The sequence below is a fragment of the Streptomyces griseoruber genome (genome assembly GCF_001514205.1).
GTDB classification, from domain to species: Bacteria; Actinomycetota; Actinomycetes; order Streptomycetales; family Streptomycetaceae; genus Streptomyces; species Streptomyces griseoruber.
In genome coordinates this window covers 179,433-204,669 of sequence record NZ_KQ948777.1, presented here as the reverse complement: position 1 = coordinate 204,669, position 25,237 = coordinate 179,433, and the positions used below count along the sequence as shown (strand labels likewise).

26 protein-coding genes and 1 pseudogene are annotated in these 25,237 nt (G+C 72.8%); 12 read left to right on the top strand and 15 right to left on the bottom strand.

What is annotated here, in order from left to right; genetic code table 11:
- Positions 1-58: 58 nt before the first annotated feature.
- On the top strand, positions 59-1,195 hold the full coding sequence (locus AQJ64_RS32705) for a methyltransferase (protein WP_055634142.1): 1,137 nt from the start codon (positions 59-61) through the stop codon (positions 1,193-1,195).
- Here the strand turns inward: AQJ64_RS32705 and AQJ64_RS32700 are convergent.
- Together AQJ64_RS32700 and AQJ64_RS32695 are read right to left on the bottom strand one after the other, a co-directional pair.
- A complete protein-coding gene (locus AQJ64_RS32700) occupies positions 1,182-2,018 on the bottom strand; it encodes a class II fructose-bisphosphate aldolase (protein ID WP_055634143.1) in 837 nt (278 codons plus the stop codon). The two genes, AQJ64_RS32705 and AQJ64_RS32700, sit on opposite strands and share 14 nt — an antisense overlap.
- A gap of 20 nt (positions 2,019-2,038) precedes the next feature.
- Positions 2,039-2,914: an SIS domain-containing protein gene (locus tag AQJ64_RS32695; protein WP_055634144.1), complete on the bottom strand. Its 876-nt coding sequence runs from the start codon at positions 2,912-2,914 to the stop codon at positions 2,039-2,041.
- An 84-nt stretch (positions 2,915-2,998) separates the two neighbouring features.
- On the opposite strand from AQJ64_RS32695, the gene AQJ64_RS32690 reads away from it, so the two are divergent.
- Entirely contained in the window at positions 2,999-3,778 is a 780-nt protein-coding gene (locus tag AQJ64_RS32690) for a DeoR/GlpR family DNA-binding transcription regulator (protein ID WP_055634145.1), read from the top strand.
- A 91-nt stretch (positions 3,779-3,869) separates the two neighbouring features.
- On the opposite strand, the gene AQJ64_RS32685 is transcribed toward AQJ64_RS32690, so the two are convergent.
- Positions 3,870-6,218: an MFS transporter gene (locus AQJ64_RS32685; protein WP_055634146.1), complete on the bottom strand. Its 2,349-nt coding sequence runs from the start codon at positions 6,216-6,218 to the stop codon at positions 3,870-3,872.
- Positions 6,219-6,377: 159 nt separating this feature from the next.
- Entirely contained in the window at positions 6,378-8,276 is a 1,899-nt protein-coding gene (htpG, locus tag AQJ64_RS32680) for a molecular chaperone HtpG (protein ID WP_055634147.1), read from the bottom strand.
- Positions 8,277-8,545: 269 nt separating this feature from the next.
- Here htpG and AQJ64_RS51840 point away from each other — a divergent pair, with 269 nt between their 5' ends.
- On the top strand, positions 8,546-8,986 hold the full coding sequence (locus tag AQJ64_RS51840) for an SDR family NAD(P)-dependent oxidoreductase (RefSeq protein WP_055634148.1): 441 nt from the start codon (positions 8,546-8,548) through the stop codon (positions 8,984-8,986).
- Positions 8,983-9,318, top strand: a complete 336-nt coding sequence (locus AQJ64_RS51835) for an SDR family NAD(P)-dependent oxidoreductase (RefSeq protein WP_276206655.1) — start codon at positions 8,983-8,985, stop codon at positions 9,316-9,318. Before AQJ64_RS51840 ends, AQJ64_RS51835 begins: the two co-directional genes overlap by 4 nt.
- 17 nt (positions 9,319-9,335) lie before the next feature.
- Here AQJ64_RS51835 and AQJ64_RS32665 read toward each other — a convergent pair whose 3' ends face one another.
- Positions 9,336-10,079 carry a GntR family transcriptional regulator gene (locus AQJ64_RS32665; protein WP_055634150.1) on the bottom strand — a complete coding sequence of 248 codons (744 nt, stop codon included), beginning with the start codon at positions 10,077-10,079 and terminating at the stop codon, positions 9,336-9,338.
- Positions 10,080-10,389: 310 nt separating this feature from the next.
- On the opposite strand from AQJ64_RS32665, the gene AQJ64_RS32660 reads away from it, so the two are divergent.
- Both AQJ64_RS32660 and AQJ64_RS32655 read left to right on the top strand, forming a co-directional pair.
- The gene (locus tag AQJ64_RS32660) at positions 10,390-10,761 is read left to right on the top strand and encodes an alpha/beta fold hydrolase (RefSeq protein WP_055634151.1); all 372 of its coding nucleotides are present in this window, start codon (positions 10,390-10,392) and stop codon (positions 10,759-10,761) included.
- A 27-nt stretch (positions 10,762-10,788) separates the two neighbouring features.
- On the top strand, positions 10,789-11,079 hold the full coding sequence (locus tag AQJ64_RS32655; protein ID WP_059203228.1) for an alpha/beta fold hydrolase: 291 nt from the start codon (positions 10,789-10,791) through the stop codon (positions 11,077-11,079).
- A gap of 161 nt (positions 11,080-11,240) precedes the next feature.
- Here the strand turns inward: AQJ64_RS32655 and AQJ64_RS32650 are convergent, their stop codons facing one another.
- The gene (locus AQJ64_RS32650; protein WP_055634153.1) at positions 11,241-11,732 is read right to left on the bottom strand and encodes a carboxymuconolactone decarboxylase family protein; all 492 of its coding nucleotides are present in this window, start codon (positions 11,730-11,732) and stop codon (positions 11,241-11,243) included.
- Between the two features lie 11 nt (positions 11,733-11,743).
- Positions 11,744-11,920: a hypothetical protein gene (locus AQJ64_RS51265; RefSeq protein ID WP_240512626.1), complete on the bottom strand. Its 177-nt coding sequence runs from the start codon at positions 11,918-11,920 to the stop codon at positions 11,744-11,746.
- 466 nt (positions 11,921-12,386) lie between these two features.
- On the opposite strand from AQJ64_RS51265, the pseudogene AQJ64_RS32645 reads away from it, so the two are divergent.
- A pseudogene (locus AQJ64_RS32645) lies at positions 12,387-12,821 on the top strand (maleylpyruvate isomerase mycothiol-dependent enzyme family protein); the annotation flags it as partial.
- A gap of 43 nt (positions 12,822-12,864) precedes the next feature.
- On the opposite strand, the gene AQJ64_RS32640 reads toward AQJ64_RS32645, so the two are convergent.
- Positions 12,865-13,281 (bottom strand): MarR family winged helix-turn-helix transcriptional regulator, encoded by a 417-nt coding sequence (locus AQJ64_RS32640; protein WP_055634154.1) that lies wholly within the window; start codon positions 13,279-13,281, stop codon positions 12,865-12,867.
- 86 nt (positions 13,282-13,367) lie between these two features.
- On the opposite strand from AQJ64_RS32640, the gene AQJ64_RS32635 reads away from it, so the two are divergent.
- Entirely contained in the window at positions 13,368-14,858 is a 1,491-nt protein-coding gene (locus tag AQJ64_RS32635) for an MFS transporter (RefSeq protein WP_055634155.1), read from the top strand.
- Positions 14,859-14,929: 71 nt separating this feature from the next.
- A complete protein-coding gene (locus AQJ64_RS32630; RefSeq protein WP_055634156.1) occupies positions 14,930-15,214 on the top strand; it encodes a DUF6332 family protein in 285 nt (94 codons plus the stop codon).
- On the opposite strand, the gene AQJ64_RS32625 is transcribed toward AQJ64_RS32630, so the two are convergent.
- The 3 genes from AQJ64_RS32625 to AQJ64_RS32615 form a co-directional block, all read right to left on the bottom strand.
- Positions 15,175-15,840, bottom strand: a complete 666-nt coding sequence (locus AQJ64_RS32625) for a response regulator transcription factor (RefSeq protein WP_055634157.1) — start codon at positions 15,838-15,840, stop codon at positions 15,175-15,177. The two genes, AQJ64_RS32630 and AQJ64_RS32625, sit on opposite strands and share 40 nt — an antisense overlap.
- Positions 15,837-17,096 (bottom strand): sensor histidine kinase, encoded by a 1,260-nt coding sequence (locus AQJ64_RS32620; RefSeq protein ID WP_107120633.1) that lies wholly within the window; start codon positions 17,094-17,096, stop codon positions 15,837-15,839. The genes AQJ64_RS32625 and AQJ64_RS32620 overlap by 4 nt, the downstream gene beginning before the upstream one ends.
- A gap of 111 nt (positions 17,097-17,207) precedes the next feature.
- On the bottom strand, positions 17,208-17,666 hold the full coding sequence (locus tag AQJ64_RS32615; RefSeq protein WP_063788783.1) for a MarR family winged helix-turn-helix transcriptional regulator: 459 nt from the start codon (positions 17,664-17,666) through the stop codon (positions 17,208-17,210).
- Between the two features lie 147 nt (positions 17,667-17,813).
- Between AQJ64_RS32615 and AQJ64_RS32610 the strand changes: the two genes are divergently transcribed.
- Positions 17,814-18,326: a MarR family winged helix-turn-helix transcriptional regulator gene (locus tag AQJ64_RS32610; RefSeq protein WP_240512748.1), complete on the top strand. Its 513-nt coding sequence runs from the start codon at positions 17,814-17,816 to the stop codon at positions 18,324-18,326.
- On the opposite strand, the gene AQJ64_RS32605 is transcribed toward AQJ64_RS32610, so the two are convergent.
- Entirely contained in the window at positions 18,323-19,015 is a 693-nt protein-coding gene (locus AQJ64_RS32605; protein ID WP_055635884.1) for a TetR/AcrR family transcriptional regulator, read from the bottom strand. The genes AQJ64_RS32610 and AQJ64_RS32605 overlap by 4 nt on opposite strands.
- Positions 19,016-19,163: 148 nt before the next feature.
- Between AQJ64_RS32605 and AQJ64_RS32600 the strand changes: the two genes are divergently transcribed.
- Positions 19,164-19,616, top strand: a complete 453-nt coding sequence (locus AQJ64_RS32600) for a nitroreductase/quinone reductase family protein (protein WP_055635885.1) — start codon at positions 19,164-19,166, stop codon at positions 19,614-19,616.
- Positions 19,617-19,815: 199 nt separating this feature from the next.
- Here the strand turns inward: AQJ64_RS32600 and AQJ64_RS32595 are convergent, their stop codons facing one another.
- The gene (locus tag AQJ64_RS32595) at positions 19,816-21,066 is read right to left on the bottom strand and encodes a geranylgeranyl reductase family protein (RefSeq protein ID WP_055635886.1); all 1,251 of its coding nucleotides are present in this window, start codon (positions 21,064-21,066) and stop codon (positions 19,816-19,818) included.
- Positions 21,067-21,267: 201 nt separating this feature from the next.
- Between AQJ64_RS32595 and AQJ64_RS32590 the strand changes: the two genes are divergently transcribed.
- The gene (locus AQJ64_RS32590) at positions 21,268-22,623 is read left to right on the top strand and encodes a dipeptidase (RefSeq protein ID WP_055635887.1); all 1,356 of its coding nucleotides are present in this window, start codon (positions 21,268-21,270) and stop codon (positions 22,621-22,623) included.
- A gap of 1,082 nt (positions 22,624-23,705) precedes the next feature.
- Here AQJ64_RS32590 and AQJ64_RS32580 read toward each other — a convergent pair.
- Both AQJ64_RS32580 and AQJ64_RS32575 read right to left on the bottom strand, forming a co-directional pair.
- On the bottom strand, positions 23,706-24,749 hold the full coding sequence (locus AQJ64_RS32580) for an NUDIX hydrolase (RefSeq protein ID WP_055635888.1): 1,044 nt from the start codon (positions 24,747-24,749) through the stop codon (positions 23,706-23,708).
- A gap of 157 nt (positions 24,750-24,906) precedes the next feature.
- Entirely contained in the window at positions 24,907-25,101 is a 195-nt protein-coding gene (locus AQJ64_RS32575) for a hypothetical protein (RefSeq protein ID WP_055635889.1), read from the bottom strand.
- Positions 25,102-25,237: the final 136 nt, after the last annotated feature.

Below are 25,237 nucleotides of genomic sequence, written 5' to 3'. Positions count from 1 at the left end.
TACCGACACCGGGTCTGAGCTGCGGCTGGGCTAGCCTTGGGGCACCATGAACGACCGTATGACGACGCCGTGGGGCGAGGTCGCCCTGGCCCGCTTCCCCGAGGATCCGCGCGACCGGCTGCGTGCCTGGGACGCCTCCGACGCGTATCTGCTCCGGTATCTCGCGGAGCAGGCTGTACCCCTGTCCGGCACCGTCGTGGTGCTGGGCGACCGCTGGGGCGCGCTGGTCACGGCGCTCGCGGCGCACCAACCGGTGCAGATCACCGACTCCTGGCTGGGGCAGGAGGCGACCCGGGTGAACCTCGCGCGGGCCGGTGTCGGACCCGGCACGGTGCGGCTGCTCACCACCCAGGACCCGGTGCCCGACCGGATCGACCTGCTCCTGGTCAGGGTGCCGAAGAGCCTGGCACTGCTGGAGGACCAGCTGCTGCGGCTCGCGCCCGCCGTCCACCCGGGCACGGTGGTGATCGGCACCGGCATGGTCAAGGAGATCCACACCTCCACCCTGCGCCTGTTCGAGCGGATCCTCGGCCCGACCAGGACCTCGCTGGCCGAGCAGAAGGCGCGGCTGATCTTCTGCGCCCCGGATGCGTCGCTGCCGCGCCCCGCGAACCCGTGGCCGTACCTCTACGACCTTCCCGGCGACGTCGGTTCGCTCTCGGGCCGCCCGGTCGTCAACCACGCGGGGGTCTTCTGCGCCGACCGGCTGGACATCGGCACCCGGTTCTTCCTGAAGCACCTGCCGGAGACGGACGGCCCGCGCAGGGTCGTGGACCTGGGCTGCGGCAACGGGATCGTGGGGACGGCGGTGGCGCTGGCCAACCCGGAGACCGAGGTGCTGTTCACCGACGAGTCGTTCCAGGCGGTGGCCTCGGCGGAGGCGACCTTCAAGGCCAACGGGGTGCCGGGACACGCCGAGTTCCGGGTCGGGGACGGGCTGACCGGGGTGCCGGACGGCAGTGTGGACGTCGTCCTGAACAATCCGCCGTTCCACTCCCACCAGGCGACCACGGACGCGACGGCCCGGCGGATGTTCACGGGTGCCCGGCGCGTGCTGCGGCCGGGCGGGGAGCTGTGGGTGGTGGGCAACCGTCATCTGGGCTACCACATGACGCTGAAGCGGCTGTTCGGGAACTGCCGGCTGGTGGCCGGGGACCCGAAGTTCGTGGTGCTGAGGGCGGTCAGGCGCGGGTGAGCAGGCGCAGGGTCCGCTCCACCGTGCGGGCCATCGCCTCGCGTCCCGCCGTCAGGTAGCGGCGCGGGTCCACGACGGCCGGGTCGGTGTCCAGGAACTCCCGGATCGCACCGGTGAGGGCCTGGTTGAGGGCGGTGCCGATGTTGACCTTGGTGATCCCGCCCGCGACGGCCGCGGTGAGCTGGTCGTCGGGGACGCCGGACGAGCCGTGCAGGACCAGCGGCACGTCGACGGCCTCGGCGAGCCGCGCCAGCAGGGCGTGGTCGAGGGTGGCCGTGCGGGTGGTCATGGCGTGCACGCTGCCGACGGCGACGGCCAGGGCGTCCACGCCGGAGCCGTCGACGAAGGCGCGCGCCCGACCGGGGTCGGTGCGGGCCCCGGGGGCGTGCGCCCCCTTGCCGCCGATCTCCCCCAACTCGCCCTCGATCCACAGCCCTCGGGAGTGCGCCCAGTCGACGGCGGCGCGGGTCGCGGCGAGGTTCGCGGCGTACGGCAGCCGGGAGGCGTCGTACATCACGGAGCTGAACCCGGCGTCGGCGGCCTGGTGGAGCAGGGTGTCGCTCCGGACGTGGTCGAGGTGCAACGCGACCGGAACGGCGGCCTGTTCGGCGACGGTGACGGCGGCCCGGGCCAGCGGGAGCAGCCGGCCCCGGCGGAACGTGACGGCGTTCTCGCTGACCTGGAGGACGACGGGCGCGCCGGCGGCCTCGGCACCGGCGGCCACGGCCTCCACGTGCTCCAGCGTGATGATGTTGAAGGCGAGGACGGCGGTACGGGCCGCGCGGGCGCGGGCGACCAGCTCGCCGGTGGTGGTGAGGGGCACGGCAGCTCCTGGTCGGCCGGTCAGAGGATCACGGAGCGGGTGAGATGGCGGGGCCGGTCCGGGTCGAGCCCCCGGGCGGCGGCGACGGCCACGGCGAGCCGCTGGGCGCGGACCAGCTCGGCGAGGGGGTCCAGTGCTCCCCGCACCCACAGCGCGCCGGTGTCGCCGACCTGTCGGGCCAGCCCGTCGGGCGCCTCGCCGATCATCCAGGTGGCCGTGCCGGAGGTGCTGACGCTGATCGGGCCGTGCCGGTACTCCATGGCGGGGTACGCCTCCGCCCAGGCGAGCGCGGCCTCGCGCATCTTCAGGGCCGCCTCGTGCGCCAGGCCCACGGTCCAGCCGCGCCCGAGGAAGGTGAACTGCCCGCATTCCACGAGCCCTTCGGGCAGCGGCTCGGCGAGCGCGGTGCGGCAGTCGGCGACGGCGCTGTCGGGGTGCAGACCGAGGTGGGCGCGCAGGAGGGTGAGGGCGGTGGTCGCGAACCTGGTCTGCACGACGGAGAGTTCGTCGGCGTGGTCGAGCACGACGACCCGGTCGGCCGCCTCCCCGACCGGGGTGCTCGGGTCGGCGGTGACGGCGGTGGTGGGCGTACGGCCCCGGAGGCGGGCGAGGAGGTCGAGCACCTCGGTGGTGGTGCCGGAGCGGGTGAGGGCGAGGACCCGGTCGTAGGGGCGGTGACGGGGGAACTCGGAGGCGGCGAAGGCATCCGTCTCGCCCTGCCCGGCACCCTCCCGGAGGGCGGCGGCCGCCCGGGCCATGAAGGAGGAGGTGCCGCAGCCGACGATCGCCACCCGCTCCCCCGGCCGGGGCAGGTCCGGCGCCCACCGGCCGGCTTCGGCGGCGGCCCGTGCCCAGCACTCCGGCTGGCTCCTCAGCTCGTCCTCGACGTGGGTCATGCCCCACCTCCCGCTGACGGTGATTGTTCCTGCAAGATAGAGCCTGCTTTCGAACAACTTCAAGCATGCGAACGGAGACGGCCCATGTCACGCGACGCCCGCTGGAAGGCGCTGCTGGAGCTGCTGGTCGAGCGGGGCCGGCTGGACGTGGAGGAGGCCGCGGCGGAGCTGGGGGTGTCGGCGGCGACCATCCGCCGGGACCTCGACCAGCTCGCCGAGCAGCAGATGCTGGTCCGCACGCGGGGCGGCGCGGTGGTGCACGGGGTGTCGTACGAGCTGCCGTTGCGCTACAAGACGGCCCGGCGTGCCTCCGAGAAGCAGCGGATCGCGCGGGCGGTCGCGGATCTGGTCGGGCCGGGCGAGGCGGTCGGGCTGACCGGGGGCACGACGACGACGGAGGTGGCGCGGGCGCTGGCGGTGCGCGCCGATCTGGCGTCCGGCACCCCGGCGCTGACGGTGGTCACCAACGCCCTGAACATCGCGACCGAGCTGGCGGTGCGCCCCCAGTTCAAGATCGTGGTGACGGGCGGGGTGGCGCGGGCGCAGTCGTACGAGCTGGTCGGGCCGCTGGCCGACGGGGTGCTGGGGCAGATCACCCTGGATGTGGCGGTGCTCGGGGTGGTGGCCTTCGACACGAGGGACGGTGCCGCCGCGCACGACGAGGCCGAGGCGGCCGTCGACCGGATGCTGTGCGAGCGCGCCGGGCGGGTCGTGGTGGCCGCCGACTCCAGCAAGCTGGGGCGGCGGGCGTTCGCCCGGATCTGCGCGGCCGACGCGGTGGACACCCTGGTCACGGACACGGGGGCGGACGCGGAGACGGTCCGGCGGTGCGAGGAGGCGGGGATCCGGGTCGTCCTGGTGTGAGACGGCCGGTGCGGACGTCCGTGCCGGCCGGGGTGAAGGACCGGCACCCGAGTGGGGCGGATGCCGGTCCGCTCGTGAGGCGGCGCGGGGACTACTCTCCCGCGTGGGCGAGTTCGATGTCGTGGTCGTCCACGTCACCGCCGCCGAGGCTGATCCCGGTCGCACGGGCCGGGTAGCCGGTCGCGATCACCGTGTACTGGCCGCCGTCCAGGTCGGAGAAGGCGTACGCGCCGTCGCTGCCGGTCGTCGTGAAGGCGACGACGTTCCCGGCGGCGTCCACCAGTGTCACCCGGGCGTCGCCGAGCGGGGCGCCCGCACCGCGTACCGTTCCCCGGACCTGTGCGCCGAACCGCAGCTCGACGTCGACCCGGGTGAGACCGGTGGCGCCGATCTCCACGGGCAGCGCCAGGGGTCGGTGCTTGGGCGAGCTGACGGCGACGGTCACCGCTCCCGGCACCAGGTCGGTCACCGCGAACTCGCCCATGCCGTCGGTCCGCACGCTGGCCAGCACGTCTCCGCGCACATCCGTGACGATCACGACCGCCCCGGCGACCGGAGCACCGCTCTCGGCCGAGCGCACCGCTCCGGCGAGCCCGCTGCTGCCGACGAGGAGGACGTCGTACGTCACCGGCGCCGCCCCCGCCAGGACCGTCGCCGCCTGCGGCTGATGACCGTCGGCGGCGGTGATCAGCACATAGGTGCCCTCCCCCGGCGCACGGAGGGCGTAGGCGCCGTCGGCGGCGGTGACCGCGCGGCCCAGCTGCCGTCCGCCCAGCGAGATCAGGGTCACCGCGGCCCCGGCGACCGGCGCGCCCTCCGCGCCCCGCACCTGCCCGCGCACGGGGTGAGCGCCGGCGCCCGGCTCGCCGTCGTCGAGCCCCGGCACCGTGGCGACCAGTTCGGCGACGGCACGGGCCAGCGGGACGGCGACGGCCGCGCCCACGGCCCGCTCGTCGGGCCCGGCGGTCCCGGTCGTCACCGGGGCGGGCTCCGTCGCCGCGCGCCCCCGCCCGGGGATGAACGAGGCGACCAGCAGCGCCAGCACCGCCGCCCCCGACCCCACCGCCATGACCACCTTGAAGCCGTTCTCGGACGGCAGGGCGACGGTGCCGAAGGTGGTGGTCATCCGGGCCAGGATCACCCCGGCGACGGCGCTCGCGGTGGAGGTGCCGATGGACCGCATCAGCGTGTTGAGGCTGTTCGCGGCGGCCGTCTCGGAAGGGTCCACCGCCCCCATGACGAGCGCGGGCATGGCGCCGTAGGCGAAGCCGATGCCGGCGCCGACGACGCAGGAGACCAGGACGAGCTGCCAGACGGCGTCCGTCAGCACGATGCCCAGCCCGTACCCGGCGGCCACGATCACGGCACCGATCATCAGGGTCGTCTTGGGGCCGCGCGCCCCGGACACCAGCGCGGACAGCGGCGCGGTGGCCATCATGACCAGGCCCGTGGGGGCCATGACGAGTCCGGCGGCCAGCAGCGACCTGCCCAGACCGTAGCCCGTCGCCTCAGGCAACTGGAGCAGCTGGGGAAGGACCAGGGACATGGCGAACATGGAGAAACCGAAGGCCATGGAGGCGAGGTTGGTCACCAGCACCTGACGGCGGGCGGTGGTCCGCAGGTCCACCAGGGGCTGTGGGACGCGGAGTTCGAACAGGCCCCACAGGAGGAGCACCACGGCCGCCGCGCCGAACAGCCCGAGCGTGGTGGCGCTGCCCCAGCCCCAGTCGGCGCCCTTGGAGATGCCCAGCAGCAGACAGACCAGCCCGGCCGCCATGCCGAGGGCGCCCACGACGTCGAAGCGTCCGCCGGCGCGCACCGGCGACTCGGGCACGTACAGCGGGACGAGCAGCGCGGCGACCACGCCCAGCGCGGCGGACGTCCAGAACAGCGCATGCCAGTCGAACTGGTCCGCGATCAGCGCGGCGGCGGGCAGCCCGAGGGCGCCGCCGACGCCGAGGGAGGCGCTCATCAGCGCGGTGGCCGAGCCGAGCCGCTCGGCGGGGAGTTCGTCCCGCATGATGCTGATGCCGAGCGGGATGACACCCGAGGCGAGGCCCTGGAGCGCCCGGCCGACGACCATCGGGGCGAGGGTGTCGCTGAGGGCGGCCGTGACGGATCCGGCGACCAGCATGACCAGGCCGGCCAGCAGCATGCGGCGCTTGCCGTACATGTCGCCGAGCCGTCCCATGACGGGGGTGGCGACGGCGGCGGCGAGCAGGGTGGCGGTGACGGCCCAGGTCGCGTCCGAGGCCGACGCGCCCAGCAGCCCGGGCAGTTCGGGGACGATCGGGATGACCAGCGTCTGCATGAGCGAGACGACGATCCCGCCGAAGGCCAGCACCGCGACGACGAGACCCGGCCGCCGGGCGGCGGGCTGCCCCGGCTCCGCGGACGCCGAGGCCCCCGCTCGGGCGGGCGTGGGATGCGCGTGGGACATGGCGGGGGGCCTCCGTGGGGGGATGCGTTCCAGCACGAACTGCCCAGCATCGTAGGCCCAGTTGATTGACTCAACCAATCAGAATGTTCGGTGTGCGGGCCGTGAAGATTCCGGGCGGGGGCCTCTACACCGTCCCCGCCCGCAATCACCCGGCGACGACTAGAGCGCGCGCTCCAGACGTTCCGCCACGAGCTTCACGAACCGGCCGGGGTCCGTCGGCCGGCCGCCCTCGGCGAGCACCGCGAGGCCGTGCAGCAGTTCGGCGGTCCCGGCGAGCCCGGTACGGTCCTCGCGCTCCTGGTAGGCCTTGTTCAGCCCCTGCACCAGCGGGTGTCCGGGGTTGAGTTCGAGGATCCGCTGGGCCTTGGGCACCTCCTGGCCCATGGCGCGGTACATGTTCTCCAGCGCGGGGGTGAGGTCGCCGGTGTCGGAGACGAGGCAGGACGGGGAGACGGTGAGGCGCGCGGAGAGGCGCACCTCCTTGATGTCGTCGCCCAGTTGCTCCTTCATCCAGCCGAGCAGGGCGGCGTACTCCTCGCCCTGCTTCTCCCGCTCCCCGTCGGCCCGTTCCTCGCTCTCGCCGTCGAGGTCGACCTCGCCCTTGGCGACGGACCTGAGCCGCTTGCCCTCGAACTCGCCCACCACGTCGACCCAGACCTCGTCGACGGCGTCGGTGAGCAGCAGGACCTCGATGCCCTTGGCGCGGAACGCCTCCATGTGCGGGGAGTTCTCGATGCTCTCGCGGGACTCGCCGGTCAGGTAGTAGATGTCCTCCTGGCCGTCCTTCATCCGCTCCACGTACGCCGTGAGAGTGGTGAGTCCGTCCTCGGCGTGGGTGCTGGCGAACGACGCGGCGGCGAGCAGGGTCTCGCGGTTGTCGGAGTCGCTGAGCAGGCCCTCCTTGAGGACGGAGCCGAACTCCCGCCAGAACGTGGCGTACCGCTCCGGGGCGTTCTCCCTCATCTCCTTGACCGTGGACAGGAGCTTCTTGGTCAGCCGGCGCTGCATCATCCGGATGTGCCGGTCCTGCTGAAGGATCTCGCGGGAGACGTTCAGCGAGAGGTCCGCCGCGTCGACCACGCCCTTGACGAAGCGCAGATAGGACGGCAGCAGCGCCTCGCAGTCGTCCATGATGAAGACGCGCTTGACGTACAGCTGCACACCGCGCTTGTAGCCCTGGGTGTAGAGGTCGTGCGGGGCGTGCGAGGGCACGAACAGCAGGGCCTGGTACTCGAAGGTGCCCTCCGCCTGGAGCCTGATGGTCTCCAGCGGTTCGCGCCAGTCGTGGCTGATGTGCTTGTACAGCTCGTGGTACTCGTCGTCGGACACCTCCTCGCGCGAGCGCGCCCACAGCGCCTTCATCGAGTTGAGCGTCTCGGCCTCGGGCACGGTGCCGTCCTCGCCCTGCCGCGGGACGGTACGGATCGGCCAGGTGATGAAGTCCGAGTACCGCTTGACGATGTCCCTGATCGTCCAGGCGGAGGTGTAGTCGTGCAGCTTGTCCTCGTCGTCGGCGGGCTTGAGGTGCAGGGTGACCGAGGTGCCCTGCGGCGCGTCGTCGACGGTCTCCAGGCTGTACGTCCCCTCGCCGCGCGAGGACCAGCGGGTGCCGTGGCTCTCGCCGGCGTGCCGGGTCACGAGGGTCATCTCGTCGGCGACCATGAACCCGGAGTAGAAGCCGACGCCGAACTGACCGATGAGCCCCTCGGCGCTGTCCGCGTCCTGGGCCTCGCGCAGCTCCTTGGCGAACTCCGCGGTGCCGGAGTGGGCGATGGTGCCGATGAGTTGGCCGACCTCGTCGTACGACATCCCGATCCCGTTGTCCCGCACGGTGAGCGTACGGGCCTCGGCGTCGGTGTCGATCTCGATGTGCAGGTCGGAGACGTCGGCGTCGAGCGCGTCGTCCCGCAGCTTGGCGAGGCGCAGCTTGTCCAGCGCGTCGGAGGCGTTGGAGACGAGCTCGCGCAGGAAGACGTCCTTGTTCGAGTAGACCGAGTGGATCATCAACTGGAGAAGCTGACGGGCCTCTACCTGGAACTCAAACGTTTCGGTCGTCATGATTCGGGTGTACCTCACGGGTTGCGGGGACTCCTGGAACGGACTGACGAGGGCCACTTTACAAAGGACGGGTCGGGCGGCGTTCCGTGTTGGCCGAGGTCGCGCCCGGCGCCCGCGCTGTCGGAGCACGAGCCAGAGACCCTCGGCCAACTGTCGGCAGAATGGCCTCTTGAGAGGCTCACACCCCTTGACCCGCTCACACTGTCGACACTAAGAGGGGAGGGCGAGTCGCGCCGCGTCTCGTGCGGACATACGAGACGGGGGTCCATGTGACCGGCAGGCTCTCCGGGAAAGTCGCTCTCGTCACCGGTGCGGGGGCCGGGATCGGCCAGGGCTGCACCCTGCTCTTCGCGGAGCAGGGCGCGACCGTGGTCGGCTGTGACATCGACGCGGCCGCGGCCGAACGCACCCGCGAGGAGGCCGCCGACCGGGGGCTGAGCGTCGAGATGCTCGCCCCGTTCGACATGACGGACCCGGCCCACGCCCGGCGCTACGCCGACGAGGCCTACGAGCGGCACGGACGGATCGACGTCCTGGTGACCGCCGGCGCGATCGCCCCGCACATGGCGACGACCGCCGAGATGGACTTCGGCGCCCAGGGGACGCCGACCATCCGCGGCGAGGTCGACGTCGTCTTCCTGCCCGTGCGGGCCGCGTGGCGCACCTGGCGGCCTCGGGCGGCGGCTCGATCGTCAGCTTCGCCTCGGTGAACGCCTTCCGGGGCAGCGGGACCTTCGGGATGGTCGCGCACTGCGCGGGCAAGTCGGCGGTGCTCGGTCTGACCCGTCAACTCGCCGTCGAGGGCGGGCCGTCGGACATCCGCGCGAACACGATCTCACCGGGCATGGTGCGCACCCCCGCCACGGAGTCCGCCGGCGCCCATGACGGCGCGGCCCGCGAGACCCTGCTCGCCCGGATCCCGCTGGGCCGGGTCGGAACCCCGCGGGACATCGCCTGGTGCGCGGTGTACCTGGCGTCGGACGAGTCGGCGTGGGTGACCGGCGGCAACTTCCCCGTGGACGGCGGAGTGCTCGCCAGGTGACGTGCGGTCACCGGCCGTCAGGAGGCCGTGCGCCGCCGTCGTGCGGGCCCCCGCACGCGTCCCGCCGCGTCCTGCTCCAGCTGCTCCTCCACCGCCCGCTGCGCCCGTACCGTCGCACCCGCGATCAGCGCGGCGGCCAGTTCCCCGTCGCGCTCCTCGACGGCCCGGAGCAGCCGTTCCTGGTCGTCCACGCTGTAGGCGAGGCGGCCGGCGCGGGTGAGGCTGAGGTGCCGCAGCATCAGGGTGCGCAGCGCGAGGGAGTCCAGGATCTGCTTGAGCGTGGCGTTGCCGACGATCTCCGTCATCCGTTCCTGGAGCGTCACATGGCTCCAGAAGTACCCGTCCACGTCACCGTCGTCGGCCAGTTTCCGCATCCGCTCGACGCGGGTGCGCAGCTCGGCGATCTCCTCGTCGCCCGCCCGCTCGACGAGCAGGGCCGCGAGCATCGACAGGAGGTTCTTGCGCACCTGGTAGATGTCCCGGATGTCCTGTGGGGAGGGTGCGGCGACCCGGGGCCGGCGGCGCGCCTTCATCTCGACCAGGCCCTCCTGCTCGAGGAGCATCAGCGCCTCGCGCACCGGGGTCCGGCTGGTGTCGAACCGGCGTGACAGATCGACGCTGTTGAGGTCCTGCCCGGGCTCGAGCCGCCCCTCGATGATGCCCGCGCCGACCCATTCGGCGATCTGCGCGACCAGCGGCTCACGCCGGTCCCGCAGCCGCAGGAGGCGCTCCAGCACGAGGTGCGTGTCCTGATCGGTCATGCGGCACTTCTCCCTGCCTGGTCCGGACTCACAGCCGGTTCAACGGTGTCGACACCATCTCACCCCGTATCACGTCCGATACGGGATACCCCGCCTCCTGTCGACTTCCAACATTCCTGTCAACATCCTGGGGCCCCTTGTCCACCGGAGGAATCATGCAGCCGGTCCCCCACGGCCCCGCCGACCCCACGGGGCCCAGCGGACGGGCGGTGGTCGGCGGCGCCGCACCGGCCGCTCTCGCGACGACCGGGTCCCGCAGGGTGCGGCCTTCGCGAGCGCCGCCGGGGAGCCGTCCGGGCCGTGGGAGCCCGTGCCGGCCCCCGCGCGGGTACCGGTCACCGAGTACCAGGTGCCGGTCTCCGGGGGCGGCAGTCCGTGGTGCTGGGACACCGGCGGCGACGGGGAGGCGATCGTCCTGCTGCATCCGTGCCCGGGCAGCGGCGAGAGCCGGCCGTACCAGCAGCCGGGGCCGGCCGGGGCCGGCTGCTGGGTGATCGGCTACTCGCGGCGCGGGGCCCATCGCTCGGTCGCCGGCACCAGGGCGGAGGTCGACACCGCCTCGGGCGACCTCGACACCCTCGCCGACCGTCTGGGCCTGGACCGCTTCCCCCTGTCCGGCTCCGCGGCCTCACGGTGTCGGGCAGTGTCATGGGCATCCAGGACACCGCGTACCAGGAGCTGACCTCGGCGCTCCAGCCCGACCCGTTCGGTGACACGCCGGTGGACTCCAAGGAGCTGGGCCCCTCCCACCGCCTTCGCCCGGTCCCTCACCCGCACGATCACCTGGGCGGCCCTGGAGAGGCTCACCCTGCCGGTCCAACCGATCACCGGGGACGCCGACTTGTACAACCCGCCGTCGGTGATGCGCCTCGACTCCGGCCATCTGGCGGACGTGCAGACCCATGTCGTCCGCGAGGCGGGCCACCATCCGCACGGGGAGCAGCCCGCCGCCTGGAACCGCCTGCTGATCCGCTTCCTCCGGCGGCACGGTGGCTCCTAGTGCCGCGGCAGGCAACGTTTGCCCGTCAAGGAGCGGCGTCCGGTGCGTGCTCTCGGCGTGCCGGCCGGAAGTCCTCGTACTGGACGTACTTGGGCTTTCGGCCGGTGCGGCGAGAGTGCGTGCCGGGCGTCGCGACGGGGCGAACGTCGCCTGCCGCGGCACTAGACGTCCAGGGCGACCAGGAAGCGGGACACCATGTTGTACGCCGCGACGGTCGCCGTCAGTTCGACCAGCTCCGCGTCGGTGAAGTCGGCGCGCAGGGCGTCGAACAGGGCGTCGGGAACGTGGAGGTCGCGGGTCATCGCGTCGGTGTAGGCGATGACCCGGGACATCCGGGCGTCGAGCTCGGGCTTCTCGCGTCGCAGCTCGGCCAGTTCGGCGTCGCCGAGCCCGGCCCGCCGCGCCTCGGGCTCGTGGGCGGTCCATTCGTACGGGGCGCGGTTGAGGACGGCGATCCTCAGGATCACCGACTCGCGGAGGTCCGCGCCCAGCCTCAGCCTGCCCCGGATGGCGCCCAGGAGGCTGTTCCAGCCGTCGGCGAGCTGGGGGCTGTGCAGCAGCATCCGGTCGAGGGGGCGCAGTTCGCCGCCCCGGCGGTCGCGGACGCGGGCGGCGATCTCACCGGTGCCTTCGGTGTCGGGGAGTCGTGCCATGGGAGGTCCTTTCACAGGGGGCGGGGGCAGTCCGCCAACAGTCGCATCGCCGCCGGGCGTTCGACGCCTCCGAGAGCGACCTGCTCGTCGAAGACCATCGCCTCGTCCTCGGCGAAGGCGGGCCAGGCGGGCAGCCCGCCGCCGTTGGGGTCGGCCTTCTCCACGAAGCGCGCCCAGGTGTCGGCCATGGTGCGGGCCAGGCGCGGTCGGCCTCGGTCCGGGGCCAGGGGCGGCAGTCCAAGGTGTCGAGGGCGTAGCGGAGTTCGGCGGTGTGATGGACGCCGTATCCCGGCAGCCCGTCCCGCGGAGGTGCGAGGACCAGGTCGTCGGGCAGCGGGGGTCTCCGGGTGAAGCGGTACAGCCAGGTCGGCGTGGTCCGCCGGTGGGCCGTGGCCCAGTACCGGACGGGGTAGGTGAAGCGGCTCTCCCCGGTGAACCGCCGGGCCGTCCGGCGGGCCTCGTCCGTGTCCCGTACGGGGTACACCTCGTCGGTGCCCGGTTCCACGGGGAGCCGGCGCAGCACGTCCAGGGTCGTGTACACGGAGCCCTCGACGAGGAGCGGTACCGGATGCTGCCGTCCGGCGGCGAAGACCGTGTCGGTGGGCTCGGTGAGGACCCGGCCGTCGACGACCGGCCCGAAGCGGCCCCGGAGCACCGGTTCCGTCACCGCTGGCGTTCTGGGCCCGACGGCAGGCGCACGAGACGGCCGTCCACCGCGTGGACGCCGACTCGGCGCGGGGCCGCGCCCCGGAGGAGAGCGCGCGGAGTCTGCCCGCCGCCTTCGCCGCCGACGGCATCGACGAGCTGCTGAGCGGATTCCACGCCCGCGACAGGAGCAGGGTGCGCACCGAGAAACCCCGGGTGCTCCGGATACGGGCGACCGATCTCGAGGAGGACGCCGTGTGGACCGTACGGCTGTCCCCCGAGCCGCCCCTGACGGAGCGCACCGCCGACGGCGACGCGGACTGCGAGCTCACCGGACCGGCGGCGCGGCTCTATCTGGCCCTGTGGAACCGCCTGCCGTTCCCCGCCGTCACCGGCGACGCGGAACTCGCGACCCTGTGGCGGGAGAAGTCCGCCGTCATCTGAAGCCAGGGGACGCGCCCCAGGGGAGCCCTACCCTAGGGGAGCCCTAGGAGGCGTCCGGCTGCGCCAGCATGCGGGTGAGCACCGCTCGCTGCACCGGCAGGACATCGCCGTGCAGCGCCCGCCCCTTTCCCGTGAGCGCGACCCGGACGCCTCGTCGGTCCTCGGCGCACAGGCCGCGTTCGACGAGGCCGTCCTTCTCCAGCCGCGCGATCAGCCGGGACAGCGCGCTCTGGGTGAGATGGACGCGCTCGGCGATCTCCTGGACGCGGTAGCTGCACGCCGCGTTCGCGGTCGACTCGGCGAGGACGTCGAGCACCTCGAAGTCACTGGCGCACAGGCCGTGCCGGTGCAGCACCCGGTCGAGTTCGCACTGAGTCCGGGCGTGCAGGGCCAGCATGTCCCGCCACTGCGCGACCAGCGCCCGCTCGGCTCTGTCCGCCTCGCCGTTCTTCGCCGCCATGGCCCGCACCGTAGCAGAGAAACGGTTTTGTTGCGCCGGAATTAAATGCACTTGCATTCGATGCATGCGCATGTACTGTCGTCGTCATGACCTCTCCGCTCACCTCACCCGTCCCCGGCGTGCCCGAGGGACGCTGGACCTCCCGGTTGTGGGGCACCCTGCTGGTGCTGTGCGCCGCGATGTTCCTGGATGCGCTCGATGTGTCGATGGTCGGCGTCGCCCTGCCGTCCATAGGCTCCGACCTGGGCCTCTCCACCTCGACGCTGCAATGGATCGTCAGCGGCTACATCCTCGGCTACGGCGGACTGCTGCTCCTGGGCGGCCGGGCCGCCGACCTGCTGGGCCGGCGCCAGGTCTTCCTGGTCGCCCTGGGGGTCTTCGCCCTCGCCTCGCTGCTGGGCGGGCTCGTCGACTCGGGCCCGCTGCTGATCGCCAGCCGCTTCATCAAGGGGCTGAGCGCGGCGTTCACCGCGCCGGCCGGACTGTCGATCATCACGACGACGTTCCCGGAGGGGCCGCTGCGCAACCGGGCCCTGTCCATCTACACCACCTGCGCCGCCACCGGCTTCTCCATGGGCCTGGTCCTCTCCGGCCTGCTCACGGAGGCCAGTTGGCGCCTGACCATGCTGCTGCCCGCACCGATCGCCCTCATCGCGCTGTTCGCGGGGATGCGGCTGCTGCCGCGCAGCGAGCGCGAACGGGAGCACAACGGCTACGACGTCCCGGGCGCCGTCCTCGGCACCCTGTCGATGCTGCTGCTGGTGTTCACGGTCGTCCAGGCACCGGAGGCGGGCTGGACGTCCGCGCGCACACTGCTCTCGTTCCTCGCGGTAGCCGTCCTGCTGACCGCGTTCGTGCGGGTCGAGCAGCGCTCCGCCGGACCGCTCATCCGGCTCGGTGTGCTGCGCTCCGGCAACCAGGTCCGCGCCCAGCTCGGCGCGATGGCCTTCTTCGGGTCGTACGTCGGCTTCCAGTTCCTGGCCACGCTCTACATGCAGTCGCTGCTCGGCTGGTCGGCGCTGCACACGGCGCTCGCGTTCCTACCGGCGGGTGCGCTGGTGGCGGTGTCCTCGACCAAGGTCGGCGCGATCGTGGACCGGTTCGGCACACCCCGGCTGATCGCGGCCGGCTTCGCCCTGATGGTCGCCGGGTACGCGCTGTTCCTGCGCGTCGACCTCGACCCGGTCTACGCGGCCGTGATCCTGCCGACCATGCTGCTGATCGGCGCGGCCTGCGCGCTGGTCTTCCCCTCGCTCAACATCCAGGCCACCAACGGGGTGGCGGACCATGAGCAGGGCATGGTGTCCGGTCTGCTCAACACGTCCGTGCAGGTCGGTGGCGCGATCTTCCTCGCCGTGGTGACGGCCGTGGTGACCGCGGGCGCCCCGGCGGACCCCACCCCGCAGGGCGTCCTCGACAGCTACCGCCCCGGCCTCGCGGTGGTGACGGCCATCGCCGCCGCGGGCCTCCTCATCACCCTCCCCGGCCTGCGCACCCGCCGCGCCCGCGGCTCGGTCGTCGTCGCGGGTTCCACGGCGGAGGCGGCACAGCCGGACCGCGTACCGGTCGGTGACTGAGGGATCTCCTCCCCGCGTGCGCCCGGCGGGGGCGGTTGCCCCGGCGGGCGCACGGCGGTGAGAATCGGGGGATGAGCGGTCACGGGGGACGGCGGAGTCCGGCCGAGCGGGATGCGATCACCGTGGAGATCGGATACGCGCTGTTCAGTGCCGCGTTCGCGGCGGTGGTCGTCTTCTGCGCGGTCACCGGCCCGGTGCTGCTGTTCGAACTGCCGGAGTCTGTCGTCCGGTTGCTGCTGGGTGCGGGGCTGGTGCTCGCCGCCGTGCTGTTCGTGGTCCGTGTGGTGAGCGTGCTGCGGCGCTTCTCCCGGGCGGTTCAGCCCAGCCAGCCCGGTCGCACCAGGCCCGACTCATAGGCCAGGACGACCAGTTGGGCGCGGTCACGGACGCCCAGTTTCACCATGGTGCGGCTGACGTGGGTCTTGGCGGTGAGGGGGCTGACGACCAGGCGGCGGGCGATCTCCTCATTGGACAGGCCGATGCCGACCAGCGCCATCACCTCCCGCTCGCGTTCCGTGAGCCGGCCCAACTCCTCCGCCACGGCGGGCTCCTTGGAGCGGGCGGCGAACTCGGCGATGAGCCGGCGCGTCACGCCGGGCGAGAGCAGCGCGTCACCGGCCACCACCGCCCGTACGGCACGCAGGAGTTCATCGGGCTCGGTGTCCTTGACCAGGAAGCCGGAGGCCCCGGAACGGATCGCCTCGAAGACGTACTCGTCGAGTTCGAACGTGCTCAGCATGACCACCCTGACCTGTGCGAGCGCCTGGTCCCCGGTGATACGGCGCGTGGCCGCGAGGCCGTCCAGCCGGGGCATGCGGATGTCCATCAGGACGACGTCCGGGCCCAGTTCGGCGGCCTGGCGCACGGCCTCCTCGCCGTCGGCGGCCTCCGCGCACACCTCGATGTCCGGCTGCGCGTCGAGCAGCGCCCGGAATCCCGCACGGACCAGGGACTGGTCGTCGGCGAGCAGTACGCGGATCACCGGTCCTCCCCACGCTCAGCCGTCGTCACTCTCGCCGCCGCCCGCACCGGCAGTACGACGAGCACCCGGAAGCCGCCGTCGGCGCGCGGCCCCGCCTCGATCGTGCCACCCAGCGCCGCGGCACGCTCCCGCATCCCGGCGAGACCGTTGCCGCTGCCACCCGCGTCCGCGCCGGTCGCCGGCCCGTCGTCGTCGATACGCAGCCGTAGCGTCGCACCGTCCTCGTCGAGCCGTACGCGCGCGTGCCGTGAACCGGAGTGGCGTACGACATTGGTGAGGGCCTCCTGGAGGATGCGGAACGCGGCGAGATCGGTGCCGGGCGACAGCCGGGGCGGCTCCCCCGCCACCTCGACCGTGAGCCCGGCGCGTGCCGCCTGCTCGACCAGTTCGGGGAGCCGGTCCAGGCCGGGTGCCGGGGCGCGCGGCGCGTCTCCCGGCGTACGGAGGGTGTCGAGCACCTGGCGCACCTCGCCGAGCGCCTCCTTGCTGGCGGACTTGATGGTGGTGAGCGCGGTGCGCGCCTGATCCGGGTCGGCGTCGAGGAGGGCGAGGCCGACACCCGCCTGGACGTTGATCACGGAGAGGCTGTGCGCGAGGACGTCGTGCAGTTCACGGGCGATCCGCAGCCGTTCCTCGTCGGCGCGGCGCCGGGCGGCCTGTGCGCGCTCGGCCCGCTCCCGTGACCACTGCTCTCGCCGGGCCCTCGCCAGTTCCGCGACCGCCACGATCGCGACGACCCAGCCGGTGACCACGATCTCCTGCCCGAGGGACGCGGGCTCGTCCCCGGACGGCGGCAGCCACCGGTACAACCAGTACGCGACCAGCAGATGTACGGCGCACAGCAGCCCGAGCGCGCTCCACGCGGCCCGCCGGTGCCCGGCGACGACGGCGGAGAAACAGGCCACGGCCACCGTGAAGAACACCGGGCCGTAGGCATAGCCCGCCCCCAGATAGAGCGCGACCACGACCGCCGTACCGAACACGACGGCCACCGGACACCGGAGCCGCCACAGCAGGAGCGCGCAGGCGGCGAGCAGCAGGACGCGGGCGAAGACGTCCAGCCCGGCCCGCTCGCCCTGCTGCACCTGGGCGGCGACGTTCGAGCCGACGAGGACGAAGGCGGTCAGCAGCAGGGTGGACCGCCACGGCCAACGGCCGCCGTCCGCGCCCTCCCCCGCCCACCTGCGGGTCCACGGCGGGCCGTGCCCCCGCCACCACCCCGGGCCGCCGCCCCCGCGCGCCTGCTCTCCGTCCATGTCGGCCACGCTAGACGTCGGGAGCCACGCCGGACGTCCGCCGGGCGAGGTGATCAGCCGTACTCCCCTGGAAGTAGGACCGCTCCCGGTGCCCCCACGCGGACCGCCTCTTCAGCGGGCCGCGAGCGCCGCCTCCACGTTGCCCGCCATCACGGACAGCACGCGCACCGTCTCCGCGTACTGCTCGCCGCTCAGGCCGGTGAGGAGGGCGGCGCGGGTGGTCTCGACACCGGCCCGCACCTGCGTGTGCGCCGCGCGGCCCACGTCCGTGAGGGCGAGGCCCTCGTCCGCGCCGGCCGGGATCCATCCCCGTTCGGTGAGCCGCGCGAGCACCTCGTCCAGGGTGGGGCCGTCCTCCGTCCAGAACGGGGCGAGGGCATCGGTGAGCCCGGGACGGCCGACAGGGCCGCCGCCGGCGAGGGTGTTGAGCACCTGCCACTCGCGACGGCTCACGCCGAGGCCGGAGAGCGTGGCTTCGAAGTGCCGCTCCAGCAGGTTGTCGAGGTGCTTGAGCCAGTAGCCGAGGGGACGGGCAGGGGCGGACACGGAGGCCTCCGGAAGAGATCGCATGCTCATGTCCTTTCCAGGTCCAGGGCCGGTTTCATGGAGACGGTTCCGCGGAGACGGCTTCGTGGAAACGGCTTCGTGGAGACGGTTCCGTGGACAGCTCCATGTAATATGACATGTGATTGTCTTCCACTATGCACAGGAGAGCTCGTGAGCGGCAAGCCGATTCCGGGTGCGGACAAGGAGACGGCGGCGATCGAGCGGGCCGTCGTGGCCCTGCGCCGGGCGCAGCGGCGCCGGAACCTGGCCCGGCTGTCGGAGCGGCGCGGTGAGCGCCGCGGCGAGCACGCCGCTCTGCCCGACGGCGTCTTCGATCTGCTGGACGCGGTCGAGTCCGCGACGGAACGGGGCGAGCCCCTGACGGTGACCGAGGCGGCGGCCGCACTGGCCGTCGACCAGCCCCGCGCCAGCCGCCTCGCCGCCCAGGCACTGGAGGCCGGACTGCTGCGCCGCGAGGCCGACCAGCGCGACGGCCGCCGGTCCTTGCTGACCCTCACCGCCGACGGGCGCACCGCCCTCGCCCGCCTCCACGACTTCCGCCACCGCGTGGTCACGGAGACGGTCGCCGACTGGCCGGCCGAGGACCGCGAGGCACTGGCCCGGCTGCTGACCCGGTTCGTCCGGGACTTCACCCACCTGACCGAGCGCCCCGAAAGGGACTAACGCAGCCCCACCCCGTACGCCAGCCGTGTCACCGCATGCCGGAAGAACGGCTCGCGCTCCTCCACCATGCGGTTGAACTGGCCGAACAGTTCGAAGCCGACCAGCCCGTACAGCTGCGCCCAGGCCGCGACCAGCGCCGCGACCGCTCCCGGGGGCAGGTCCGGGGCGAAGTCGCCCGCCATGCGCACGGCCTCCGGAACGAGTTCGTCGCTGAGCAACGGCACCTCCAGGACCTGCAACCGGTGTGCGTCCCGGACGATGCCGATGAGGAGCAGGCCGACCCGGGACGCGGCCGGCACCGTGGTCTGCGGGGCGCTGTATCCGGGGACGGGCGTGCCGTAGATCAGCGCGTACTCATGCGGATGCGCCTGCGCCCACCCGCGCACCGCCTCGCACACCGCCACCCAGCGCCGCACCGGGTCCGCCCCGGCGACGGCGGCGTGCGCGACCTCCGCGCGCTCGCCGAGGGAGTCGTACGCGTCGATGATGAGTGCGGTGAGCAGGTCGTCGCGGCTCGGGAAGTACCGGTACAGCGCGGAGGAGACCATGCCCAGCTCACGCGCCACCGCCCGCAGCGAGAGCTTGGCGGCGCCCTCGGCGGCCAGTTGTCTGCGCGCCTCCTCCTTGATGGCGGCGGTGACTTCGATCCGGGCGCGGGCGCGGGCCCCCTGGGCGGCGTTGCTGCTCATGGTTCCCAGTCTCCCACGCGAGCAGATCAGTGCACACATTCGAGAGCGACGCAAAAATTCGAGAGCACTGCTCTTGCATTGGATCGCCGATCTCCGGCACACTCGAATCAAGCGAGAGCACCGCTCTCTCACATGACTGGGGTCACCGATGTCGTCGCAGCCGTACTACCTCAAGGGCAGCCCGATCAACGTCCGCTTCAACCGTGTCATCGGCTGGCTGGCCCGGCACGGGCTGAGCCTCATGGGCTCGGCGGAGATGTCCGTGCGGGGCCGCAAGAGCGGGCAGATGCAGCGCATCCCCGTCAACCCGCACACGTACGAGGGTGCGCAGTTCCTGGTCTCGGCGCGCGGGCACTCGCAGTGGGTGCGCAACATGCGGGTGGCCGGCGGCGGGGAGCTGCGGGTGGGGCGCAAGGTGCGGACGTTCACCGCGGTGGAGGTCCCCGACGAGGAGAGGCTCCCGATCCTGCGGGCCTACCTGGAGAAGTGGGGCTGGGAGGTCAACCAGTACTTCGACGGGGTCACGGCGAAGTCCACCGACGCGGAGATCGTGGCGGCGGCCCCCGACCACCCGGTGTTCCGGATCACGGTCGAGGGCTGACCACGGCAGACGGACACCTCATCGGCGACGGGCTCGGGGGCAGCCCGCTCGGCCGCGCACCGCTCGGCCGCGGGTTCGGCCGCGGGTTCGGCCGTCGGTTCGGGTCGCGAGTGTCCCTGGCACGCCCGCAAACCGCGGCCGCCTGCCGTACAGGCACAACCATCCGCCGGGCCACCCGCCGGCCCCCGCGCCCCCCGGCTCAGGCGTCCTCGGTCTCCTCGGTCGGTGTCGCGACCGGCTCCTGCCTGCGGTCCATCAGGGTCAGCGCGCGCTGGGCCATCGGATGCGAACGGACGAGCTCACCGAGGGTCGTGCGGCCGCGGGTGATGTCGGCGAACGCCCGCCAGGCCGGGCGGAAGCCGGTGAGGGCCGCGTGGAAGAGGCCCGGGCGGCGCTCGAAGGCCGCCAGCATCCGCTTGCCGACGGCCATCTCCACACCGAGGCCCGCCTTGATCGCGAACGCGTAGTTCAGGGCCTGGCGGCGGGTGTCCACCGCGTCGTGCGCCTCCGCGATGCGGACCGCCCACTCGCCCGCGAGGCGGCCCGAGCGCAGCGCGAAGGAGATGCCCTCACGGGTCCACGGCTCCAGCAGGCCCGCCGCGTCCCCGCAGACCAGCACGCGCCCGCGGGAGAGCGGCGAGTCGTCGGCGCGGCAGCGGGTGAGGTGGCCGGAGGAGATGCTCGGCTCGAAGCCGGCCAGGCCCAGCCGTCCGATGAAGTCCTCGAGATACCGCTTGGTGGCGGCGCCCTCGCCGCGCGCGGAGATCACACCGACCGTCAGCGTGTCGTCCTTGGGGAACACCCAGCCGTAGCTGCCGGGCATCGGGCCCCAGTCGATGAGGACACGGCCCTTCCAGTCCTCGGCGACGGTGTCCGGCACCGGGATCTCCGCCTCCAGGCCGAGGTCGACCTGGTCGAGCTTCACGCCGACGTGCGCCCCTATGCGGCTGGCACTGCCGTCCGCGCCCACCACCGCGTGCGCCAGCAGGGTCTCGCCGCCCTGGAGGACGATCGCGACCGTGCGCCGGTCGGGGACCGCCGAGCCGTGCTGCTCGACGCGGGTGACCGTGACGCCCGTCCGCAGTTCGGCGCCCGCCTTCTGGGCGTGCTCGACCAGCTGCTGGTCGAACTCGGGCCGGTTGATCAGCCCGAACAGCATCTGCCGCGAGCGGCGGGTACGGGTGAAGCGCCCGTTGTTGGAGAAGGTCACCGCGTGCACCCGGTCGCGGAAGGGCAGTTCGAAACCGGGTGGCAGCGCGTCCCGCGAAGGTCCGATGATGCCGCCGCCGCACGTCTTGTAGCGGGGCAGCTCCGCCTTCTCCAGCAACAGGACGCGCCGTCCCGTGACCGCCGCCGCGTAGGCGGCCGAAGCCCCCGCGGGTCCCGCGCCCACCACGACGACGTCCCACACCTGCCGCACGTCGTCCGCCGAAGAGTTCTCGCTGCTCACGATGGTCTACTGCTCCCGATCAAGCCGCCTGCCGCACCTGTCCCCCGCATCCTACGGCGGAGATCGTCACGACCCGATGACAGTCCGCTGTGGAAAGATCGGCGAGGTACGCGACCCCATCCCGGCAGCGCGTACGCTCGCACGGTCCCCGAACGGACCAGTGCCACCCTGTACAACGTCGCACCCACAAGGAGCGTGCCCATGTCGTCGCATCCGGTCGCCGAGACCGTCGCCTCGCTGATGCCCAGGGCGAAGGCGGAGCTCACCGAGCTGGTGGCCTTCAAGTCGGTGGCGGACTTCGACCAGTTCCCCCGCAGCGAGAGCGAGGCCGCCGCGAGCTGGATCACGGCCGCGCTGCGCGCCGAGGGCTTCGAGGACGTGGCCGTGCTCGAGACCCCCGACGGCACCCAGTCGGTGTACGGCCGTCTGGCGGGCCCGGAGGGCGCGAGAACGGTTCTGCTCTACGCGCACTACGACGTGCAGCCGCCGCTGGACGAGGCAGGCTGGACCACTCCGCCGTTCGAGCTGACCGAGCGCGAGGGCCGCTGGTACGGCCGCGGCACCGCCGACTGCAAGGGCGGCTTCGTCATGCATCTGCTCGCGCTGCGCGCCCTGAAGGCGAACGGCGGTGTGCCGGTGCACGTGAAGGTGATCGTGGAGGGCTCGGAGGAGCAGGGCACCGGCGGTCTGGAGCGGTACGCCGAGCAGCACCCGGAGCTGCTGGCCGCCGACGCGATCGTGATCGGCGACTCGGGCAACTTCCGTGTCGGCCTGCCCACGGCCACCTCCACGCTGCGCGGCATGACGATGCTGCGCGTGAAGATCGACACACTCGAGGGCAACCTGCACTCGGGCCAGTTCGGCGGCGCGGCCCCCGACGCGCTGGGCGCCCTGATCCGCGTACTGGACTCGCTGCGGGCCGAGGACGGCTCGACGACGGTCGACGGGCTGACCGGTGACGAGCGGTGGCAGGGCCTGCAATACGACGAGGAGCAGTTCCGCCTGGACGCCAAGGTGCTGGACGGCGTCGGGCTGATCGGCTCCGGCACGGTCGCGGACCGTATCTGGGCCCGGCCGGCCGTCACCGTCCTCGGCATCGACTGCCCCCCGGTGGTCGGCGCCACGCCGTCCGTGCAGGCGAGCGCCCGTGCGCTGATCAGCCTGCGGGTGCCGCCGGGCATGGACGCGGCCGAGGCGACGAAGCTGCTCCAGGCGCACCTGGAGGCGCACACGCCGTGGGGTGCGCGGGTGAGCACCGAGCAGATCGGCCAGGGCCAGCCGTTCAGCGCCGACACCACCAGCCCGGCGTACGCGGCGATGGCCGAGGCGATGGCCGTCGCCTACCCGGGCCAGGAGATGCAGTACGCAGGCCAGGGCGGCTCCATCCCGCTGTGCAACACCCTCGGGGCCCTGTACCCGGCCGCGGAGATCCTCCTCATCGGTCTGAGCGAGCCGGAGGCCCAGATCCACGCGGTCAACGAGAGCGTGTCGCCGGAGGAGTTGGAGCGGCTGTCCGTGGCGGAAGCACTGTTCCTGCGGAACTACGCGGCCGGATGAGCGGACAAGTGCCCCTGCGCTGACGGAGGATGGGTCCGTGCCACCCAGCCGGATCGTCGCCCACGACGCCGTCGCCGCGTCCCTGGAGCGGCTGGACGACGGTGAGATCACCGCTCTCCTGGCCGGTGGAGTTCCGCTCGGGACGGGTATCGGGGGTCAGGTCCTGCGGGTCGAGGTGGGCGGGCGGACCGTGTTCGTGAAGCGGATCCGGATGTCCGGCGCCGAACTGCGGCCCGGGCGGCGGCAGTCCACGGCCGATCCGTTCGGGCTGCCGCCCGCCTGTCACTACGGCATCGGCAGCCCGGGGTTCGGCGGGTGGCGTGAGCTGGCCGTTCAGGTGATGACGTCCCGCTGGGCGCTGTCCGGGCGGTTCACCGGATTCCCGCTGCTGCACCACTGGCGGTTGCTGCCCGACGAGCCGCGTCCGCTGCCGCCCGAACTGGCGGACGTGGAGCGGACGGTGGCGTACTGGGGCGGCGGCCGGGGTGTGCGCGAGCGGGTGGAGGGGCTGCGGACGGCGACGACGGCCCTGACGCTGTTCCTGGAGTACGTCCCGGACACCCTCCACGGCTGGCTGAGCGCGCGGTTGCGCATGTCGGACGCGGCGGCGGACGCGGCGTGCGCGCTGGTGGACCGGGAACTGTCGGCCCTGACGCCCTTCCTCCGCGCGCGCCGGCTCCTCCACTTCGACGCGCACTTCCACAACGTCCTCACGGACGGGCGACGGCTCTACCTCGCCGATCACGGGCTCGCCGTCTCCGCCCGGTTCCGCCTCGGTCCCGGGGAACGGGAGTTCCTCGCCGTACACCAGGACTACGACCGCGCCTACACCCGCTGCTATCTGGTGAAGTGGCTGGTCACCGACCTGTACGGGTATGTCGGCGAGGAACGTGCGGCCTTCGTGCGCGCCTGCGCGCACGGGCTGGGGCCGGAGGGGATCCCCGGGGGCGCGGCCGCGCTGCTGCGCCGCCACGCCCCGGTCGCCGTCGTGATGGAGGAGTTCCAGCGCCGGCTGGTGGAGGAGAGCCGCTCGACTGCGTTCCCGGCGCGGGACGTGCGGCGTGCGCTCGGCCGAGGTGCGCTCAGCCGACCGGAACCCCGGCCTCCAGGTACAGGGCGGCGCCGCGCTCCCGCGCCCTCAGCGCCCAGCGCAGCCGCTCGTAGCGGACCGGCGGCAGGAGATCGGCCGCCTCCGCCTCGGTGACGAACCGCCATCCGCGCAGTTCGGGGCCGGGCAGCAGCAGCCCCTCGGCGGCCGCCGCGTCGAGCCGGCCGCCGTCGAAGAGGAGGCGCAGTCCGCCGTAGCCGGGGGGTGCGGGCCGTTCCCAGTCGACGACGAGCAGTCGGGGTACGTCGTCCAGGTGGACGCCGGTCTCCTCCTCGACCTCGCGCATCCCGGCGCGGGCGGGTGCCTCGCCGGGTTCCACGACCCCGCCGGGAAACTCCCAGCCGGGTTTGTACGTCGGGTCGACGAGCAGCACCCGGTCGTGCTCGTCGAAGAGCAGCACCCCGGAGGCGAGGGTCTCACCGGTGGGTTCGGGGGTCTGGACGATGTCGCAGGGGGCCACGGCCCCGGTGCCGACCGCGTCGGCTATGCGGACGGCGGTCTCGTACGGGGTGAGGTGGCTGGTGTCGACGAGGTGGGCGTCGGCCGTGAGCCAGGAGGCGAGGGCGGCGCGGTAGGGCTCGATGTGGTCGTAGGACCACTGGCGGACGCGTATCTCGCCGTCGGGGACGTCGGGCGGGACCTCCCGGCCGGCTATACGCCCGCGCAGGATCGTTTCCGCCGGGGCGAGGAGAACGTGGCGGACCGGTATCCGGCGGGCGGCGAGAGCACCGAAGATCTCGTCGCGGTACTCCTGGCGCAGCAGGGTCATGGGGACGACGAGGGTGCCGCCGACCTCGGACAGGAGCGCGGCCGCGGTGTCGATCACGAGCCGGCGCCAGATCGGCAGGTCCTGGTAGTCGCCGACCTCGGCGAGGTGCTTGGGCGGCAGCAGGTGCGGGAGCGCTCCGCCGATCACCTCGGGGTCGAAGAGCGTGCTGTTCGGGATCAGGTCGATCAGTTCCCGTGCGGTCGTGGTCTTGCCCGCACCGAACGCGCCGTTGATCCAAACGACGGTCACATTTCCCCCTCTTCTGGTGGCCCCCTGTGGCTTGCCCGCTCCACCCTGCCATGGAAACCACCTCCGCGAAGAGGGCGCACGAAGGCCGTGGCACCGGTGCTCCCGCGAAGGGGCACCGGCGCCACGGCCCGATGCGTCCGGCGTGCCGCGCCCGCCGTCAGTCGCTCTGGCCCAGGGCGTTGTCGTCGATCGCCAGGCTGTCACTGGCGATGGTGTGGTCGAGGCTGCCGACGGTGTCGCGGACGTTCAGGTCGTCGAGGTCGTCGGCGCCCAGGCCGTGGGAGGGGGTGATGGCCGCGACGACGAACCCGGTGGCGAGGGAGGCGATGGCGAGCATGCTGCGCTTCTTCATGCCCACTCCAACGGCAGGACACGGCAGAGGTCACGCCCCGACCACACTCGCCCCCGCCCCCGGAGCACGATCCGGCCGCTACTCGCCTCCGGACCACGACCCGGCCCTCCCCGTCAGCGCACGACCCGGCCCGCAG